We start from the raw sequence: 17,500 nt of genomic DNA, 5'->3' as shown, positions 1-17,500 counted from the left end.
ACAATAAGCTATCTTATTGAACCAATTTGTTAATAAGACAGGGTTTATCAATCAAAAGTTCAATTATTCTAAATAACTCTGATTAATTAGCAAAGTGGAATGAGGGTTAAATTAAGATTTTCATCAACCACTTTAAATAGTAAATCAATGTTTGGATGTTTGCCTGGATTTGCTTTAGCATCTTCTACGTGTTCTGCAAACCATTCAACGCCTTGTTGTGCGGAAGTGCGGTTTAATTTCCCGTTAAATTTTTCAGCCAACGCATTATAAAGGCGAAGCGATCCTAATTTACCTTGTATCGCAGGAATGTTATGGATAATAGTTTCTCCATTCATCACATTTAAACCCGTTAGATGATCGATGTTGGGCAAGGTTTCTAAAATTTCTTTAAAGTTCATAGTGTTATCCTTAGTTTATAAAATTATGTGATAGTTTGCTCGCTATTTACTTCGCCAGTTTCACTGATAAATCTTACTTCAGGTTGCAAATATACACCGAATTTTTCTGCAACAGTTTGGCGAACGTGATGGGCAAGTTTGACTACGTCTTGTCCTGTTGCCCCACTTTTGTTAATTAACACTAATGCTTGTTTTTTATGAACCGCAGCCCCTCCTATTTGAAAACCTTTAAGATTGCATTGATCAATCAGCCAGCCTGCCGCTAATTTCACTGAGCCATCTGCTTGTGGAAAGTGCGGTAGATTTTTGTGATGTTTTTTGATTTCCTCAAAATGTTCTGAACTGACAACTGGATTTTTAAAGAAACTCCCTGCATTACCCGCTTCATTTGGATCAGGTAATTTACTTTGACGGATATGACAGACTTCATCAAAAATTTGTTTAGCCGTGACAGTTTTTGGATCGAAGTCTACAAGCGAACCATATTTTAGAATAGGCTGCCAATCTTTTTTAAGCTTTAATCCAACCGCTGTAATCACGTAACCTTGCTGATAACGATGTTTAAAAGTACTTTCACGATAACCAAATTCACATTGTTCTGTGTCGAGTCTAAAGGTTTCATTCGTGTTTAAATTAAGTACATCCACATAATCGCACACATCTTTAAATTCAACGCCATAAGCACCGATATTTTGAATAGGCGCAGATCCTGCACAGCCAGGAATTAAAGCCAGATTTTCTAAGCCATAAATACCATTATTAATAGACCATTCCACCAATTTATGCCAATTTTCGCCGCCATTGACGTGAAGATAGTGAAAATTTGCATCTTGTTCGTGCGTAATCCCCATTAAACGATTTAAAACCACCACGCCATTAAAATTATCCAGAAACAGAACATTACTGCCTTGACCTAAAAAAAGTACGGGTAAATTTTCTGATTTAGAATACGCCCACACTTGTTGTAACTGTTCGATGCTATGTGCTTCAATAATTTCACGTGCATTAGATTGAATGTGGAAAGTATGAAAAGGCTGTAAATTTTGCATTTTGATGTCCTAAAATAATGTATGCGGCAAAGTGATTTTTACCTGCGTACCACCTTGCTCACGGCGATGAATATGCAATTGTGCATTAAGCTGACGACAGCGTTCCGCCATAATATTTAAGCCGTAATGCCCTTCTGGTTCTTCAAGATTTGGAATGCCAACCCCATCATCTTCAACTAAAATTTCATATTCGCCTTCTGCATTAATTCTTGCACTTATTTCAATTGCTGTGCCTTGAGAATGTTTGATTGCATTGGTTGTTGCCTCACGCACAATTTGAAGTATATGCACTAACTGTTGAGGATTTAAACTTTGTGAGGGTAATTGACTTTTTACATTCATTTGCATTGAAGTTTGAGTGCGTAAAGAATTAATTACCTGTTCTAAAGCGAGTTGTAAATTCGCTTCTTGTATGGTTAAACGGAAAGTGGCTAAAAGCTCGCGTAACTGTGCGTAACCACCAGAAAGGGCTTGTTCAAAATCGGTAATAATCGTCAAACTCTTTTCTCTTGATTGTTCGTCTTCTTTCTTCAAATTATGTTTGAGCAAAGTAAGTTGAATTTGTAAAAATGATAAGACTTGTGCTAAGGAATCGTGCAATTCTCGCGCAATAATTGAGCGTTCTTCCATTAATAAAAGCTGTTCTTTCTGGCGTAAATTTTTATGGAAATAAAGCGCACGAGCAAGCATTTGTGCTAAATTTTGCATAATGCGGGGATCTGGACAAGGTAGTCCCGCTTGCCAAGAGAGTACACCTAATTCTTCGTTATCCACAGAAAGGGGTTCGATTTGTAATGCACTATCGGTTTCTCGCTCACCCAATGTAATATCCCAATGCTCAGCTCCCATCACTTCCACTTTAACGAAGTTCAAATGCTCGCTAATAAAAATGTAATTCAAAACTTGATTTAAAATTTTATCGTTAATTGTGTTTGTATTCAGAAGTTGAGCACTTTGATAAAGTGTGCTTAAAGTGCGGTTAGTTTGGCGTAACTTTTGCGTTTTTTCGTTTACAGCTTCTTCTAAACGTGAATAAAGTTGTCCTAGTTCTGTGGACATTTGTGTAAATACACGTGCCAGCGTGCCAAGTTCGTTTTGTTTAGTCGTGTCAAGCGGAATATGATTGAATTGACGCATTTGCACTTGCATACTGGCTTTTGTCATTAAATGCAAAGGTTTCACAACTTCTCGCTGTGTGTACCAAATCACATAAGACACCATAGCTAAAATTAACAACATAGCGAAAAAAAGCACCGATACGCCTAAAATCCATTTCTGCTCGCTAAAACGTTGTAATTCAAACACAAAATGATCAACATCTGCAACATAATCTGTGAGCTGTTCACTATAATTTTTCACATCATACTGACGTGCATATTTTTCCATTATCGCCCAACGTCGCAAAATGGTTTGATAAGATAATTTCACTGCTTTAGGTGTAAAAAATTGATTTTGCGTTTCCAGTAATGCAGAAGAATGTAAGCTAACCTGATAACGACGCAAATTATTTTCTATACTTTCTGGTTGTGTCCGCATTTCGTAAAGCAAACGATAACTTTGCATTCGTAATGAACCAGAAATATTAATAGCTTTCGCATCATATTTATTACTACTTATAATCGCTAAACTCAGAGAACTAATCACGCCAGCAACAATTAAAATAATAAATAAATATTTAGCAATACGAGTTGAAACAGAACGCTTGGTATGCACAGAAAACTCCAGTGGAAATTAAAAAAGTGCGGTAGAATTTTTATTTCTTTTTAAATTTAGCCCAAACTTTATCTTCTTGACCACGCCATAAGCGTTGAATGTTATCGTGATGACGATAAATTAATAGGCAACATACCAAGGCAACAGGAAAAGTAAATTCTGGTTTAAACCACCACACATAAAAAGGCACGAGTAACGCCGTAAGTACCGCACTTAATGAAGAATAGCCACTAATAAGAAAAACAAAGATCCACGTACCAAACATTGAACCTGCAACAGCCCAAGAAATCGGTGCGATTGCTCCAAAGGCAGTTGCAACACCTTTGCCACCTTTAAATTGAAAAAAAATGGGGAAAATATGCCCTAAACAAGCACCAAGTGCGACCATCCCTAATTCAAATTGGGTTAAACCTAAATAATAACCTGCCCATACAGGAATCATCCCTTTTAACATATCAAAAATAAGCACCGCCAAGGCAGACTTACGATTTCCAATACGTAATACATTCGTCGCACCAGGATTGTGTGAACCATTTTGACGAGGATCAGGCAATCCAGTAAGGCGACAAATTAAAATCGCACTGGAAATAGAGCCTAAAAGATAGGCAAAAAGCATATAAAAAAGGGCGAAAAGGCTCATTTTGTACTCCAGCAAGAAAAACTGTTCGTTATTTTACCCAAAGTTGATAGCATACGCCTACAATAATTTTAGAGGAAACCTTATGGATCGTATTTTTATTGAAGAATTGACTGTTTTTGCACAAATCGGTGTATATGATTGGGAACAACAAATAAAGCAAAAACTCGTGTTTGATTTGGAAATGGCGTGGGATTGTAAACAAGCAGCAGAAACGGATGATGTTGCCTATTGTTTAAATTACGCTGAAGTGAGCCAAGTGATAATTGATTATGTGGAAAGTAAACCTTTCTTGTTGATTGAGCGAGTGGCTTATGAAGTGGCAGAGTTGCTTGAATCACGTTATCAACTTCAAGGATTAAAAATTAAACTGAGTAAACCAAAAGCTGTCGCACAAGCTCGAAATGTTGGCGTATTGATTATACGTGGATGTTTAAAATAATGTAGCGACAATGGCTATTAAAAAATCTGACAGGCACGCAATTTAATTGGTGTCTGTCAGATTGGCTTTATGCTTTTACCTTGTGTTCTGAATAGTTATTGTTCAGCTTCTAACTCTCCAACACTCACTTTAGTATTATTACCTTTATCGCCGAATTGTTGTTCTTCGCAACCTTTACCTGCATCACAAACTGCAACAGAAACAAGTTTTTCAACATCTAAGCTACTCACTAAATTTGTATTAATGATTTTTTCGCTTGAGTCCGTAACATTCAATTGCTCAGCAGACAAGTTGGTGGCTCGCACACCGTTAATTTTGTCATAAAGTCTAGCAAAACCACGTTCACTGAGTTTGGTAGAATCGCCTTTAATTTTTGTCTGATTAAAGTTTTTCTCACGAGGAAGTTCAAAGAATGTGAAATCCGAATTTGGTTTTACATCAATTTCTACCCCTTTGGAGCTTAAATAAGCTGTTCCACCGTTAGGTGCTAAGGCAGTAATTTCAGCATTTTCAATGGTTGTTTTAGTATCTGCGTTATCACCAATAGTAAATGCCATATTGGCAATATTAGCATCATTATCAATTGAGCCTGGCGCACCATTAATGATCACTTCCTTCCCAGTTCTTCCACCTGTGTTAATTGCAGTAATTTTCAAGTCATCTTTGCTGTTTTTACCTGCAATTTTTGTATCGCCATCAGTTCTAAAGGTGTAACCCTGATGAGATTTCACAAAAATAGAACTTTTTTCCCCTATTAATTCCCCGATTAAAAACATCGTAGCATAAGGTGCTTTTGGAGATATATCGCTTTTCTCATCGCCCACGATTTTGATATGTGAGTTTACCATTGACACTTTACCATTCATTCCTAAACGGTTAATTTGAGTTGAAATGTCTTCTGAATTATATTTATCAAAAGTAATATCAATCTTGCTATTATCTAATTTAATTTTTTCTGCCAGTAAATGCACAAATCCATTTTTCAGGTTGATATTACTGTTAGAAATATTAATTTCTGTGTCTTTAATAGCTGCTCGCCCTGTATTTTTGGTGGCAAACATATCAAAACGATGCCAATAAGCTTTGTTCATATCTAAATCTAAATCACTGTAATATCCCCAACGGCGTCTGCGTTGATCTAACTCCGATAACAGCGTACGTTTGTCTAAATCTAATACACCGTATTCATATTTCGAACTCACACCATTTCTATTACGGGATACACCCCCGTCAATGTAAAAATTCGTCTGTCCTGTGGCAACGATGTGATCTAAATTAACTTTTTCAAATCCACCCGCTAAAACCACATCATCAACCTGATTAAAGACTACATTACGCATATTTACATTAAACTTCTTGCGTTGTGAACTTTCTGCTCTCTTCCATCTAGTTTCATAATACTCATCTTTGGCACTACGCCCCAATCCCATCGCTCCGTTACCAAGATTTATTTTGCTGTCAGTAATGGTAATATCTGATTTAAAATCTTCCTTATTCTGCAAACTCGTTACAACAAATAAACGACCTTTTGAGTGAATATCCGCATGATCAATATTAATATGACCTTGGTTAGTCAGCTTTAATAGCGAATCTGTACCTCTAAAGGAATCTATATGAATACGTCCTGAAATATTAACGTCCTTTCCTTTAAGAGTTACTTTTCCATTATTAGCTAGTAATGAACTTAACGCATCTGTTTGTATAAATGAACCCGTATCCGTTTTATCTTTATCTTGATCCGCAATACGAATATTTTCAGTGTCTGGCACGTCAATATTAACTTCTGTTTTTAATGTTTTATGTTCATCATTATAGTGCGTTCCACTATTTTCACGTCCAAAGTTACCGTTGATATTAACGCTTTTGCCTTTAAAGTTGATTTTAGGCGAGGTAACTTTTGAGCCAGTTTGAGAAGTGATTTTAAGTTTTTTATCTCCATTTGAGGTAAATGCAACCTCACTCTCCCCTTTAATATCACTTTTACTATTCAACTGAACATCGTCAGCAGATAACACAACCTTGCCGTTTTTATTGCTAACTTTAGTTGCTTCTAACACACCATTATTCACAACCAAGCTATCTAATGCTTCTTTACGCCCTTTTGCATTTAGCGTAATGTCCTCTGCTTTAATAATCCCTTCATTTTTAACAATACCCCGTACTGTATTATCTTCTAATGCCACACTTATACCACTATCTGACAAGGTAAATGTGAAATTATCGCCTGAGGATAAATATACTTTGCCATTTGTAGCGTCAATTTCCCCTTCATTAATAACTTGATCGCCATTAAGTACCACGAAATCTTTCGCCGTAATTTTCCCTTCATTGATAACTTGACCTTCTTTTAGCTCCTGACCGTCTTTTAGCACCAGACGGTCTTTTACCACCTGACCATCTTTTGTTTTACGGGTAAATTTATTGGTATTGCTATTGCCATTTTCACTGATTTTCCCTAAATCTTTAGTTGTTGCAAGTAAACCAGCTACATTGATTTCTGCCCCTTTGGTAATAATAACCCCATTAGGGTTTGCTAAATAAACTTTACCGTTTGCCGTCAATTTCCCCTGAATTTGACTAGCATTCCCGCCAATTACACGGTTATATGCCACAGAATTGGCATCAGGCTGTTCAAATTTCACTTCTTTATCTTTGCCGATATTAAAACTATCCCAGTTTATTTGAGTTGTGTGGGTTTCTTGCTTAATCGTCATTTTATTTCCAGTTGTAGAAAAAGTCGCCGTTCCCAAAACGACCTTGTCCTGTTGTGGCAAATCCGGTGTAGAGGCATATGTCGCACCAGTGTAAGTGGTCAAAATGATAAGAGAAATTACATTTAATTTATACATGACATACCTCCTTAGAAAGTTTTAATCATAGAAAGCCAAAATTGGTGTTTATCGGCATTATTAATATTGTTATCAAGCGGTTTAGCGATACTAGCGTTGATGGCATAGCTGCCTGCATCTGAAAGAGAAAGTCCTGCACCAACGCTTTGTAATTTCACGTTATTTTTCACGCTTTGTGCGAGAGATTGGCTATTTTTATAATATTTTCCCAAACCATAGTCATAGAACAATGAGCTTACTAGCACACTTTGGGAAAAGACTGGTAAATAATGTTTGAATTCTGTTTGTATCAAATGCCCTTCATCCACAGAAGCCGCACCAGCTTGATGTCCACGTACTCCAGACAGACCACCAAGCAACATTTTCTGTGAGCTTTCAAGGGTTTTATCGGCAAACTGACCGTTTATACCAATATTGAAAGCAAAAGATTTTGGTAAAATTTGCTCGTGAGACAAGCGGTAGTTATATACCGTAAAATGCGATTGTGGTTGAAAATTCTCTACTGCATTATGTTGTTTTTCACTAGTTTGATTCGCTAAATTACCGAACAAGGTAGATAATGAAAAATAAGTTGTCCCATCTTTAATAAGATTCCAAGAGCCGTCAATCCCTGCAGTTAAACTATTTATTTTCCGTTTTTGTTTCACAGAAACCGCTTGTTGTTTATCCGTAAGGTTTTGATGATTAAAGCTCACTTTAGTACTTAAACGAAAATTTGGTGTACGGATTGTTGGGTGCAACAAATAAGCCCCTAAGGTATGGGAATGCCCTTGAGATTGTAATGATTTAAAATTACCACCTAATTTGTAGTCGAGATAGTTAGCAGTTACACCAAAACGCGTAGAATAACCATCAATTAAAGAGGAATAATCTATACGAGCATTTTTTAAATTAGCCTGATTAGAACTCAGTAAATCCAGTTTCAATTCATCGCCCCAGCCATTCAAATTACTGACTTTTGTCCCCGCAGCCAAACGGTAACGCCCTGTATATTTGTTGCCTTGGTTATCTACTGAAACATAACTAGAAAAACGTTTTGCATCGTTAATCTTAATCAGTAAATTCGCTTCGCCGACTTTTTTGCCTGCGGAGAGTTGCAAACCAGCATTTACCCCTGGAACATCGTTTATTGTTAAAGCAAATTTTTCTAACTCATCTTTCAAAATAAATTCGGACGTATTCACTGTTGTATTAGAGAGACGGGATACAAATTTATTGCTTAATGCACTGTGATTTTGCAAGCGTATTTCGCCTACATTACCTTTGAGTAACAAAATTTTTACCGTACCTTGCTCAATTTCCTGCGGTGGTAAAATTGCTTTTGCCACTAAATAATTATTATGACGATAAAATTCGCTGATCTCATTTGCCAAATTACTTAAATCTGACAGCGATACCTCTTTTCCTACATAATTTTTTAAAATATGTGCAAGCTCGTCTGTGACTACTTCCTGATTGTTTCGATCTAAAATCTGTACTTGCGTAAGTGGGAATTTTAGCTCTTGTTTATACTGTGCGGTATAAGGCGATTTTGCTGCTTGATTAAATAATTCGCCACTAGGTTTGGCTTCTGGTTGAATTTGACGCTGTTCTAGTTCACGGTTCAATGATCCAGCATTTGGCACTAATGCCATCACTGAATTACTCAAAACAAAGCCTAAACTGACCGCACTTGCAATAACAGAATAACGAGGTCTCATTTTCATTCCTTATGTCCTATTAATTGATAAAATTACAAAAATTGAGGGAAAACAGCTTTAGGGCGTTTTTCCAAAGTAAATTTAGAAGCTATAAACTGCACTAATTTTCGCATTGCGACCTGTGCCTTCCATTAAACTAAATGCTGGTTGATATTTTCTATCAAACAAGTTTTCCAGTGCAAAATCTAAACGCAGGTTTTTCCATTCGCCTTTTAATGGCGCATAGGTAGCACGAAGATCGGTCAGTATATAACTTGGGTAGGTAACAGCGTGATCTTTAGGCACTCGATGTTGGGCAGCGTAATGGGTTATTGTCGCTCCCACCGTGAATTTGTCTTTTACTAAAGCATAATTTACCCCTACGCCGATTTTGCTTGCGGCAATGTTTGATAAAGCTTCGCCACTATCTTTATCTTTACCTTTGGTGCTGCCATAATTAGTAAACAGCGTTAAACGTTCTGTTTGGTATTGAGCTTGCAATTCAATACCGCTTAAACGGGCATTAGTTATGTTTTGATACTGGGAATTTTTTGGCAACAATGCTCCATTTGTATTTGGATTTGCACTTGCATTTGTATTTGTCTTTGCATCATTAAATATTTTTAAGTTAATAAAATCTTTCACATCATTACGGAAATAAGTCGCTTCAATTTTGAATTTATCGCCCTGTTTAAACAGACTATCAAAATGTAGATTTGCGGTAATTTCTTTATTTTTCGCTGTTTCAGGGCGCAAATTTGGGTTTGCCACAAATCTATTGGTTTCAGTTCGCCCAGCTAGGTCTGCTCCAAAGTGAGATCCACTCACAAACCGTTCTTGCATAGATGGGGCTCGGAAAGCTTCATTATATTTAGCAGAAAAATCTAACCAATTGGTCACTTTCCAAGTTAATTTTGTGGCAGGCGATAAATGATTATCCTTATATTTTACAGTTTTACTTGAGGTATCGTAGTGGTCATAACGTACACTTGGCGAAACTAGCAATTTTTCCCCAAATAGTGGAATATGGGCGATTAAATAAACGCCTGTAGTGTTTGAATTCGCATTATAGGGGTCCGCTCGAAACTTCGCATCATTACTGTTTGTGCCGCGTTCTGTACTAATTTTATCTCGCATATAATCCACCCCATAAACAAAGGAAATGTGAGATAATTCGGAAGAATTACGTAAATTTATACCTCGGGTAGTCAATTTAGTCTGATCTTTCACACCACTGACTTTACGCTGTTCTTTCTCAATAGTCTTATTGTTGTATAGCGCAATATGCGTATTTAGATAAGGATTATCAGGCGTTAAATAATAGTTAAATACCGTGCTTTGATCAGGAATTTGTTGATCACTTAAATAACTGACACTGCCAAAACGTGTTTTCACTTTAGAGTAAAACTCTGATATTTCTGATGGTTTTCTTTTTATCGGCGGAAAACTGTCGCTTGGTCCGTGGAACTCGTTGATTTGATCTATAATTTTTTCATTGGTAAGTTCGTTTTCCACCTCATTATTGCTTGGTGCTGTTTGTTTAAAACGAGTTTCGCGGTGGGATAATTCCACACGGTTCGCATCATTGATTTGCCAACCGAATTTTGCTAAGCCCCCAAACTGTTTATAGGCTGTATTATTCAGCTTGTTGCCTTTACCAATGCGTAAATTATCCGCATTATTATAGAAAGCACTAATAAGAACATCGAATTTGTCATTTGCCGCAAATACAGAAGCATCCTTTTCCGATAAATTATTAGCAGTTTGATAACCTTGGCGAATTTTAACCCCGAATTTGTCATTATTTTTCAATAAGTCTAAAGCATTTGGCGTACGCATTGCCACAACACCACCCAATGCACCGCTACCCCATAAGGAGCTACTTGGCCCTTTGATTACTTCAATTTCTTGAATAAGTGACATCGGAAGAAAATAAGAACCTCTATGTGCTAAATCAAAATTTTGTCTTACGCCATCAATGACTTGCACAACACGATTATCACTTAACCCTCGAATATTAGGTTTTTGAGCAATGCTTCTCGAACCGCCTCTAATATCAACATTGGGAATGTCTTCTAACGCTGCTGCAACACTAGTCGCTTGCTTAGAAAGAAGACTATCTTTAGATTGTTTTTCTGGCGTATAAGCAAACCTACTTGGATCTCGTGTCGCAATAACGTTGATAGAGTCTAATTCAACGGATTGCGCTAGTGCATTTGCTGTCACTAAGGTTGTTGTAATTGCAAGGGAAAGTTTAGAAAATCGCATCTGTTTTCCTTATTGTAATAATTAAAAATAGGAGAATGGCGATGATAATAATGATAATTACAATAATAATCAATTGATTTATTTATAATCATTTGCATTTAGTAGCGTAAAATTTAAACTAATTTTGGATTTCAATCTGTACCTGCAAAAATTGGACTAAATAAGCAAGAGATTAAGGTATAGATTTTTATGACTAAATATAAACTAATTTAACAACAAGTTATTGATTTTTAACTTAAAAAATAAAACTCTTACTTTCCAAAAACAACTTTCAAGTTGGCTATATTAAAACGTTTAACTTAACCATCTAACTTTTGAGATGCAGATCATTTTTTCAAAATAATCCTAATTTTTTCATTTGTTCAATAACGGGTTCGACTTGAATCTCTGCCATCAAATTTTTCCCTTTTAGTTTGGTTGCCCAAGGTAGTTCAGAAGACGGTTTGCCAAATTCTTTTTGGGCATTTTCTTCATATACAGATACCACGTTATCTAAATTATTATAAGGTGCAGTACGCAAAGGATTGTGATAGGCATACAAGCCAATAACGGGTGTACCTTGTGTTGTCGCAATATGGGCAGGGCCAGAATCTGGCGAAAGTACTAGATCAACCTTAGAAATTAAAGCGGTAAGCTGTTTTAGGTTTGTTTTTCCTGCAATATTGGTTGGCGTGAAATGGCAAAGTGCGGTAATTTTTTCAACTATTTCTAATTCACGTTTCGCTGGCGAACTGCAGAAAATCACATTGATATTATGCTGATGGGCAATATTGGCAATTTCTGCATAACGTTCAATTAGCCAATCTTTTTCTGCTTTGCTAGAGCAAGGGGAAATCAATAAATTTTTACGAGAAAAATCAATAAATTGATCGGCAAATTTATAATCATCTTGTGAGATAGCTAATTCCCATTTTGGTTCTGCTTTCGGTACGCCAATATATTCAGCGAAAGCCATAAATCCATCTAATACGTGAGGGGAAAAAGGATCTCTGATGCGACGATTTACAAATAGCCATTGCCCTTCTCGAGAACGTTTTTCTCCAAATCCAATTTTGAATTTTGCTTTAATTCCTAAAGAAAGGATTGATGCACGAAATGCTGTTTGCATATTTAATAGCGCATCAAATTGTTTATTTTTTAGTTGTTTCCATAAAGACAATACACCTTTCCATCCCGCTTTTTTATCGTAAGGAATGAGCGTGATATTAGGAATGCCCGAAAGCAAGCCCATTTCGGTTTTTCCTACAATCCAAGTCATTTCTGTTTGGGGATAATATTCTTGAATGTGCTGAACCACCGCTAAGGCATGGCAGACATCGCCTACCGCTGATAATCGGAGAATACAAAGGGATTTTGGAGCTTCGGTAAAAAGTGGCATTGACGTTCCTTTATCATTTAATTTGTGCCTATTTTAAAGTAGAATGACCCCATTTTCTATTCATAACAACGTTCTAATGCACCAATTCCAACAAGATAACCAATATTTTATCTTTAATTTTGACCGCACTTTTGACCAAGCAACCGAGTTTTTCCAAGCAGAATTTTGGCAAAAACAAGAACGAGTGATAGGGAGTGCAAAAGGTCGAGGCACCACTTATTTCTTGCAAACCGAAGATTGGTTTGGTGTAAATTGTGCGTTGCGTCATTATTATCGCGGTGGACTTTGGGGTAAACTGAACAAAGATCGTTATCGTTTTTCTGCTCTTGAAACTACCCGTAGTTTTGCTGAGTTTCATTTGTTGCAACGTTTGTATGAAGCGGGGTTACCTGTGCCTAAACCCATTGCTGCACGTATTCAAAAAGGCAAGTTAGGTATTTGCTATCAAGCGGATATTTTGACGGAAAAAATCGAAAACGCGCAGGATTTAACCGCACTTTTACAAACACAAACATTGCCAAAAGAAACTTGGAGGCAAATTGGTCGTTTGATTCGAAAACTACATGATTTACAGATTTGCCATACAGACTTGAATGCACACAATATTTTGCTTCAACAAGCTGAACAAGGGCAAAAATGTTGGTTACTGGATTTTGATAAGTGCGGCGAAAAATCTGGAGATTTTTGGAAAGTGCAGAATCTGAACCGTTTAAAACGTTCCTTCGAAAAAGAAGTTGGACGAATGAATATTCAATTTACCGAGCAAAACTGGGCTGATTTAACGTCAGCTTATCATCAATAAAAGGATTGATTATGAAACAAAAAATCGTACTTGCTACAGGCAATAAAGGAAAAGTAAAAGAAATGGCTGATGTCCTATCTGATTTTGGCTTTGAAGTGATTGCACAAACAGATTTAGGCATTGAAAGCCCAGAAGAAACTGGCTTAACTTTCGTTGAGAATGCCTTATTAAAAGCACGCTATGCCTCAGAGAAATCAGGTTTACCTGCTATTGCGGATGATTCTGGCTTAGTAGTTTCCGCACTTAATGGCGCGCCAGGTTTGTATTCTGCACGTTATGCTGGCGAAGAGGGTAATGATGCTAAAAACCGTGAGAAATTATTGGCAGAGCTTGCTCATGTTGCACAAGATCAACGCCAAGCCAAATTTGTGAGTTGTATCGTGTTTTTACAGCATCCAACAGATCCATCGCCAATTATTGCCGAAGGCGAGTGTTGTGGTGTGATTGGTTTTGAAGAAAAAGGCGAAAATGGTTTTGGTTATGACAGTTTATTCTTTAGTCCAGAACAAGGTTGCACATTTGCTGAATTAGAAACAGCTGAGAAGAAAAAAATTTCTCATCGTGCAAAGGCATTGAGCGTTTTAAAAAATAAATTATAAAGTTAATAAAAGTATTTAATCTATTAATAAAAAATAATTGACACGTTAATCAGAAGATAATTTTATGACAGACAGACAGACAGACAGACAGACAGACAGACAGACAGACAGACAGACAGACAGACAGATAATAAATATTATATTTTCATCTGACAACTATTATGCAACTTATTTAGCTATAAGTATTTTTAGCATTATTAAAAATACACCTGAAAAAATAAATTTTTATATTCTTGATATGAAAATAAATCAGGAAAATAAGACCATAATAAATAATTTAGCAAGCTCATACTCCTGTAAAGTATTTTTCTTGCCTGTTTGTGAGGCAGATTTTCAAAATTTTCCAAAAACAATAGATTACATATCTTTAGCGACTTACGCTAGACTAAATTTAACTAAATATATAAAGAATATAGAAAAAGCTATTTATATCGATGTAGATACATTAACAAACTCTTCACTTCAAGAACTTTGGGATATAGATATAACGAATTATTATTTGGCAGCATGTCGAGATACTTTTATTGACGTAAAAAATGAAGCTTATAAAAAATCCATTGGTTTAGAAGGATATTCTTATTTTAATGCAGGTATATTATTAATTAATTTAAATAAATGGAAAGAAGAAAATATTTTCCAAAAATCAATAAACTGGATGAATAAATACAATAATGTTATGAAATACCAAGATCAAGATATTCTAAATGGTATCTGTAAAGGAAAAGTAAAATTTATTAATAATAGATTTAATTTTACACCAACAGATCGAGGTTTGATTAAAAATAAAAATTTATTACACGTAAAAATGCCAATAATTATTTCTCATTATTGTGGTCCATATAAATTTTGGCACAAAAAATGCGGTCACTTAAATTGTCATATAGGAAATTTACTTTTAAAAGAAATGGATAAAATTATTGATATACCATCATCTTGGTATGATCATTTTGAGAAAATCCCTTTTTTAATTAAAATAAAAAGGTTAAGAAAGAGAATAAAAGATAAATTAATATATGGCATCTATTAAAAATCAACTGTTTTAATAATTATTAATTTCTTCTAACTCTGGATTAGATCAATAGCTTTATTGCCTATTTTTTAACTAATCTTCTAAAGATTTTTATTTTTTATAGTAAAAAACTTGACTAAACCAGAGTAAATCTTTATAGTTTGCGAACCTTTTACGGTGAGATGTCCGAGTGGTTGAAGGAGCACGCCTGGAAAGCGTGTATGTGGGAAACTGCATCAAGGGTTCAAATCCCTTTCTCACCGCCATTAATCCCGTCAAATAATATCTATCTCGTTAAAAAATATAAATACAATCTGTATCTTTCATTAGTCTTTATTTCTATTAAAACCAATTTAAGAAAAAATTAATCTGACAGACATATTATTTTACAATAAGACTGCCAGATTAGATTTTATCTTTTACAGTATTTAGTTTTCAAAAGAATCTTTTAAACGTTCATTCGCTCGGCGAGATTCACTTTTATGTTGAAGTTTATTAAGCTGACGTTCTAATTTTTCTTCCACTTCATTAATTGCTTTATACATATCATCTGAAGTTGCACTGGCTAATAAATTGCCTAAAGGTGTGCCAATAGAGGCTTCGACAGTAAATCCATTAGGTACTTTGTTTAAAACAAAATGTGGGCTAATTAACTGCGTTTGCCACTTACCTAACTTCGCAAGTCTTTCCTCCAAGTGTTCACGAATTGCAGGGGTGATGTCCATTTGTTTACTGGTAATATTAAGTGTCATAGCATTTACCTCTTTGTTGCGTGATTTAAATTCTAGTTAATAACAAAATAGTGTTCTTATTTTAGATTTTCAAGTGCTTTAAAGATAAATATCAGAATAATTTTCAAAAGGATGATCTATGTCTCATTTTTAAACATTTATTATATTCGAAAAATTATTATGTGACGAAACCCTATTGAATTGAAGTGCTTGATAAATCCTGTAATTGTTTGTTGTATGCGGTAGTGAGTGTTAAAACAATGCGATTTAAACGTTCCGAAGTATAATATTGTTTATCTGATACATTTGGTGTAAAAATAATACCATCTCGGCGCATATGCAAAATAGATACGGTAATCGCACTCACATCAGGTGTCATAACTTGTTCTATTTGATATTTTATTTCTATAGACTTATCGCCAATTCGTTCTGTTTTTGTCCAATCGGTCGTTAAAATCGAACCATTTGTTGTTGATGAAATACCCTCTTCTTTCAACAAACGCTTAACTTGCTGAAGATTATATAGTTTTGCCTCTTGTTTTGGATAGACAATCAACGAGCGTTCTCCATCAAATTTTGTTATTGAATTTTGAATAATAGCAAGAGGGATTAATGGTGGACGAATATCAATATCTCCCCTTTTTTTCACTTCAATATTAGGTAACGAATAAGCATCATCAGCTTTTGGTAATTGTACACCTCCAGTAGCCAAAGGGGAAAAATGGGGAATGCTCGCCTCAGATTTTTGAAATGAATCGTTGCTTGCTTTTAAGGTTTCGGGATTAGACGAACAACCAGCTAGAATAATAGCCGTTATTAAACTCAATATTATTTTTTTCATATACTAACCTTAACTAAATTGAAAATTTGATAAATTCTGACCGCACTTTTCTGATCATTTTACTGATCTATAATACATAAAAGTGAGGGGTAATTACTTACCCTTTTATTTTTATAACAATCCTGCAATTTTTAGTGCATCTTCTACTTTTGGTTGAATTTCTTCACTAAGTGTCGTAAGTGGCAAGCGTAAATGTGGCGATTTAATTAAGCCTAATCGATAAGCTGCCCACTTCACTGGAATTGGATTGGATTCAATGAATAGGTCGTGATGTAAACGCATTAAACGAGCATTAATTTCTTCCGCTTTATCAAAATCTCCCACGAGTGCATAACGGCACATATCAGCCATATCTTTTGCTGCAATGTTATTTGTTACTGATATTACTCCCTCAGCACCTAATTTTATTGCTTCTAAGCCTGTTGCATCATCACCACTTAAAACAATAAAATTTTTACCCGCAAGCTGCTTAATTTTAACTATTCGGCTCACATCTCCCGTTGCTTCTTTAATACCTACAATATTTTCAATTTTAGCTAAACGAGCAACCGTTTCTGGCTTCATATCACTGCCTGTGCGACTAGGAACGTTATAAAGAATCTGTGGTAAATTAGTACATTCCGCAATGGCTTTAAAGTGTTGATATATTCCCTCTTGGGTTGGTTTATTATAATAAGGCACAACAGATAAACATCCTGCTACGCCACTGTCTCGTAATAATTTAGTCATTGTAATTGCTTCACTCGTCGCATTTGCGCCCGCTCCCGCAATAATAGGAATACGTCCTTTGGCAAATTCAACGGTCTTTTCAATGACTTTTACATTTTCCTCAATACTTAGCGTGGCAGATTCTCCCGTTGTACCTACAGAAACAAGCGCATTAGAACCTGCTTCAATGTGGTGTTCTACTAATTTTTCTAAACAGGAAAAATCGACTTCGCCATAATGATTCATTGGCGTAACAAGGGCAACAATACTACCCGAAAATAAAGGATTTTGTGCTGACATATAACCTCCATCGGTTTTTAATTTTATTATTTGGTTTCACTTGTTATAGTCGCTAAAATAACTTTGATTTGCAAATTTTTTTCATTAAAGGAGTTTT

15 protein-coding genes and 1 tRNA gene are annotated in these 17,500 nt (G+C 35.5%); 5 read left to right on the top strand and 11 right to left on the bottom strand.

Translation table 11 applies throughout. The features are described 5' to 3' along the window. Window positions 1-86: 86 nt before the first annotated feature. From ACPT9C_RS03155 to plsY, 4 genes are read right to left on the bottom strand one after another with little or no spacing between them, the layout of a single operon-like run. Window positions 87-398, bottom strand: coding sequence for a DUF2322 family protein (locus ACPT9C_RS03155; RefSeq protein WP_005660660.1), 312 nt, complete (start codon window positions 396-398; stop codon window positions 87-89). A 23-nt stretch (window positions 399-421) separates the two neighbouring features. Beyond that, window positions 422-1,447, bottom strand: coding sequence for a UDP-N-acetylmuramate dehydrogenase (gene murB / locus ACPT9C_RS03150; protein ID WP_118879875.1), 1,026 nt, complete (start codon window positions 1,445-1,447; stop codon window positions 422-424). A gap of 9 nt (window positions 1,448-1,456) precedes the next feature. After that, window positions 1,457-3,160, bottom strand: coding sequence for a nitrate/nitrite two-component system sensor histidine kinase NarQ (narQ, locus tag ACPT9C_RS03145; protein ID WP_118879876.1), 1,704 nt, complete (start codon window positions 3,158-3,160; stop codon window positions 1,457-1,459). Between the two features lie 40 nt (window positions 3,161-3,200). Then, entirely contained in the window at window positions 3,201-3,800 is a 600-nt protein-coding gene (gene plsY, locus ACPT9C_RS03140; protein ID WP_111695380.1) for a glycerol-3-phosphate 1-O-acyltransferase PlsY, read from the bottom strand. An 82-nt stretch (window positions 3,801-3,882) separates the two neighbouring features. Between plsY and folB the strand changes: the two genes are divergently transcribed. Beyond that, window positions 3,883-4,239, top strand: a complete 357-nt coding sequence (gene folB, locus ACPT9C_RS03135; RefSeq protein ID WP_005689448.1) for a dihydroneopterin aldolase — start codon at window positions 3,883-3,885, stop codon at window positions 4,237-4,239. A gap of 95 nt (window positions 4,240-4,334) precedes the next feature. Here the strand turns inward: folB and ACPT9C_RS03130 are convergent, their stop codons facing one another. From ACPT9C_RS03130 to ACPT9C_RS03115, 4 genes are all read right to left on the bottom strand, one after another. Continuing rightward, window positions 4,335-7,088 (bottom strand): filamentous hemagglutinin N-terminal domain-containing protein, encoded by a 2,754-nt coding sequence (locus ACPT9C_RS03130; RefSeq protein WP_118879877.1) that lies wholly within the window; start codon window positions 7,086-7,088, stop codon window positions 4,335-4,337. Window positions 7,089-7,099: 11 nt separating this feature from the next. Next, a complete protein-coding gene (gene hxuB, locus ACPT9C_RS03125) occupies window positions 7,100-8,794 on the bottom strand; it encodes a heme/hemopexin-binding protein HxuB (protein ID WP_118879878.1) in 1,695 nt (564 codons plus the stop codon). A gap of 75 nt (window positions 8,795-8,869) precedes the next feature. Then, window positions 8,870-11,035, bottom strand: coding sequence for a heme/hemopexin-binding protein HxuC (gene hxuC / locus ACPT9C_RS03120; protein ID WP_118879879.1), 2,166 nt, complete (start codon window positions 11,033-11,035; stop codon window positions 8,870-8,872). Window positions 11,036-11,369: 334 nt separating this feature from the next. Further along, window positions 11,370-12,413: a glycosyltransferase family 9 protein gene (locus ACPT9C_RS03115; RefSeq protein WP_050948885.1), complete on the bottom strand. Its 1,044-nt coding sequence runs from the start codon at window positions 12,411-12,413 to the stop codon at window positions 11,370-11,372. A gap of 76 nt (window positions 12,414-12,489) precedes the next feature. Between ACPT9C_RS03115 and ACPT9C_RS03110 the strand changes: the two genes are divergently transcribed. The 4 genes from ACPT9C_RS03110 to ACPT9C_RS03095 all read left to right on the top strand — a co-directional run bounded on the left by ACPT9C_RS03110 (window position 12,490) and on the right by ACPT9C_RS03095 (window position 15,089). Next, window positions 12,490-13,215: a 3-deoxy-D-manno-octulosonic acid kinase gene (locus tag ACPT9C_RS03110; RefSeq protein WP_050948884.1), complete on the top strand. Its 726-nt coding sequence runs from the start codon at window positions 12,490-12,492 to the stop codon at window positions 13,213-13,215. Between the two features lie 11 nt (window positions 13,216-13,226). Beyond that, on the top strand, window positions 13,227-13,814 hold the full coding sequence (rdgB, locus tag ACPT9C_RS03105; protein WP_042594202.1) for an RdgB/HAM1 family non-canonical purine NTP pyrophosphatase: 588 nt from the start codon (window positions 13,227-13,229) through the stop codon (window positions 13,812-13,814). 130 nt (window positions 13,815-13,944) lie between these two features. Continuing rightward, a complete protein-coding gene (locus tag ACPT9C_RS03100) occupies window positions 13,945-14,841 on the top strand; it encodes a glycosyltransferase family 8 protein (protein ID WP_032821899.1) in 897 nt (298 codons plus the stop codon). A gap of 158 nt (window positions 14,842-14,999) precedes the next feature. Continuing rightward, window positions 15,000-15,089 (top strand) — tRNA-Ser (locus ACPT9C_RS03095). A 162-nt stretch (window positions 15,090-15,251) separates the two neighbouring features. On the opposite strand, the gene hpf is transcribed toward ACPT9C_RS03095, so the two are convergent. The 3 genes from hpf to dapA form a co-directional block, all read right to left on the bottom strand. Next, window positions 15,252-15,575, bottom strand: coding sequence for a ribosome hibernation-promoting factor, HPF/YfiA family (hpf, locus tag ACPT9C_RS03090; protein ID WP_005648863.1), 324 nt, complete (start codon window positions 15,573-15,575; stop codon window positions 15,252-15,254). 172 nt (window positions 15,576-15,747) lie between these two features. Continuing rightward, the gene (gene bamC, locus ACPT9C_RS03085; RefSeq protein ID WP_050948883.1) at window positions 15,748-16,395 is read right to left on the bottom strand and encodes an outer membrane protein assembly factor BamC; all 648 of its coding nucleotides are present in this window, start codon (window positions 16,393-16,395) and stop codon (window positions 15,748-15,750) included. Window positions 16,396-16,506: 111 nt separating this feature from the next. Next, a complete protein-coding gene (dapA, locus tag ACPT9C_RS03080) occupies window positions 16,507-17,403 on the bottom strand; it encodes a 4-hydroxy-tetrahydrodipicolinate synthase (RefSeq protein ID WP_050948882.1) in 897 nt (298 codons plus the stop codon). Window positions 17,404-17,500 lie beyond the last annotated feature (97 nt).

The sequence above is a fragment of the Haemophilus sp. HN_Hi16 genome (assembly GCF_049823435.1).
GTDB classification, from domain to species: Bacteria; Pseudomonadota; Gammaproteobacteria; order Enterobacterales; family Pasteurellaceae; genus Haemophilus; species Haemophilus influenzae_D.
The sequence above is the reverse complement of the archived record's forward strand: the minus strand, read 5'-3'. Positions and strand labels throughout refer to the sequence as shown.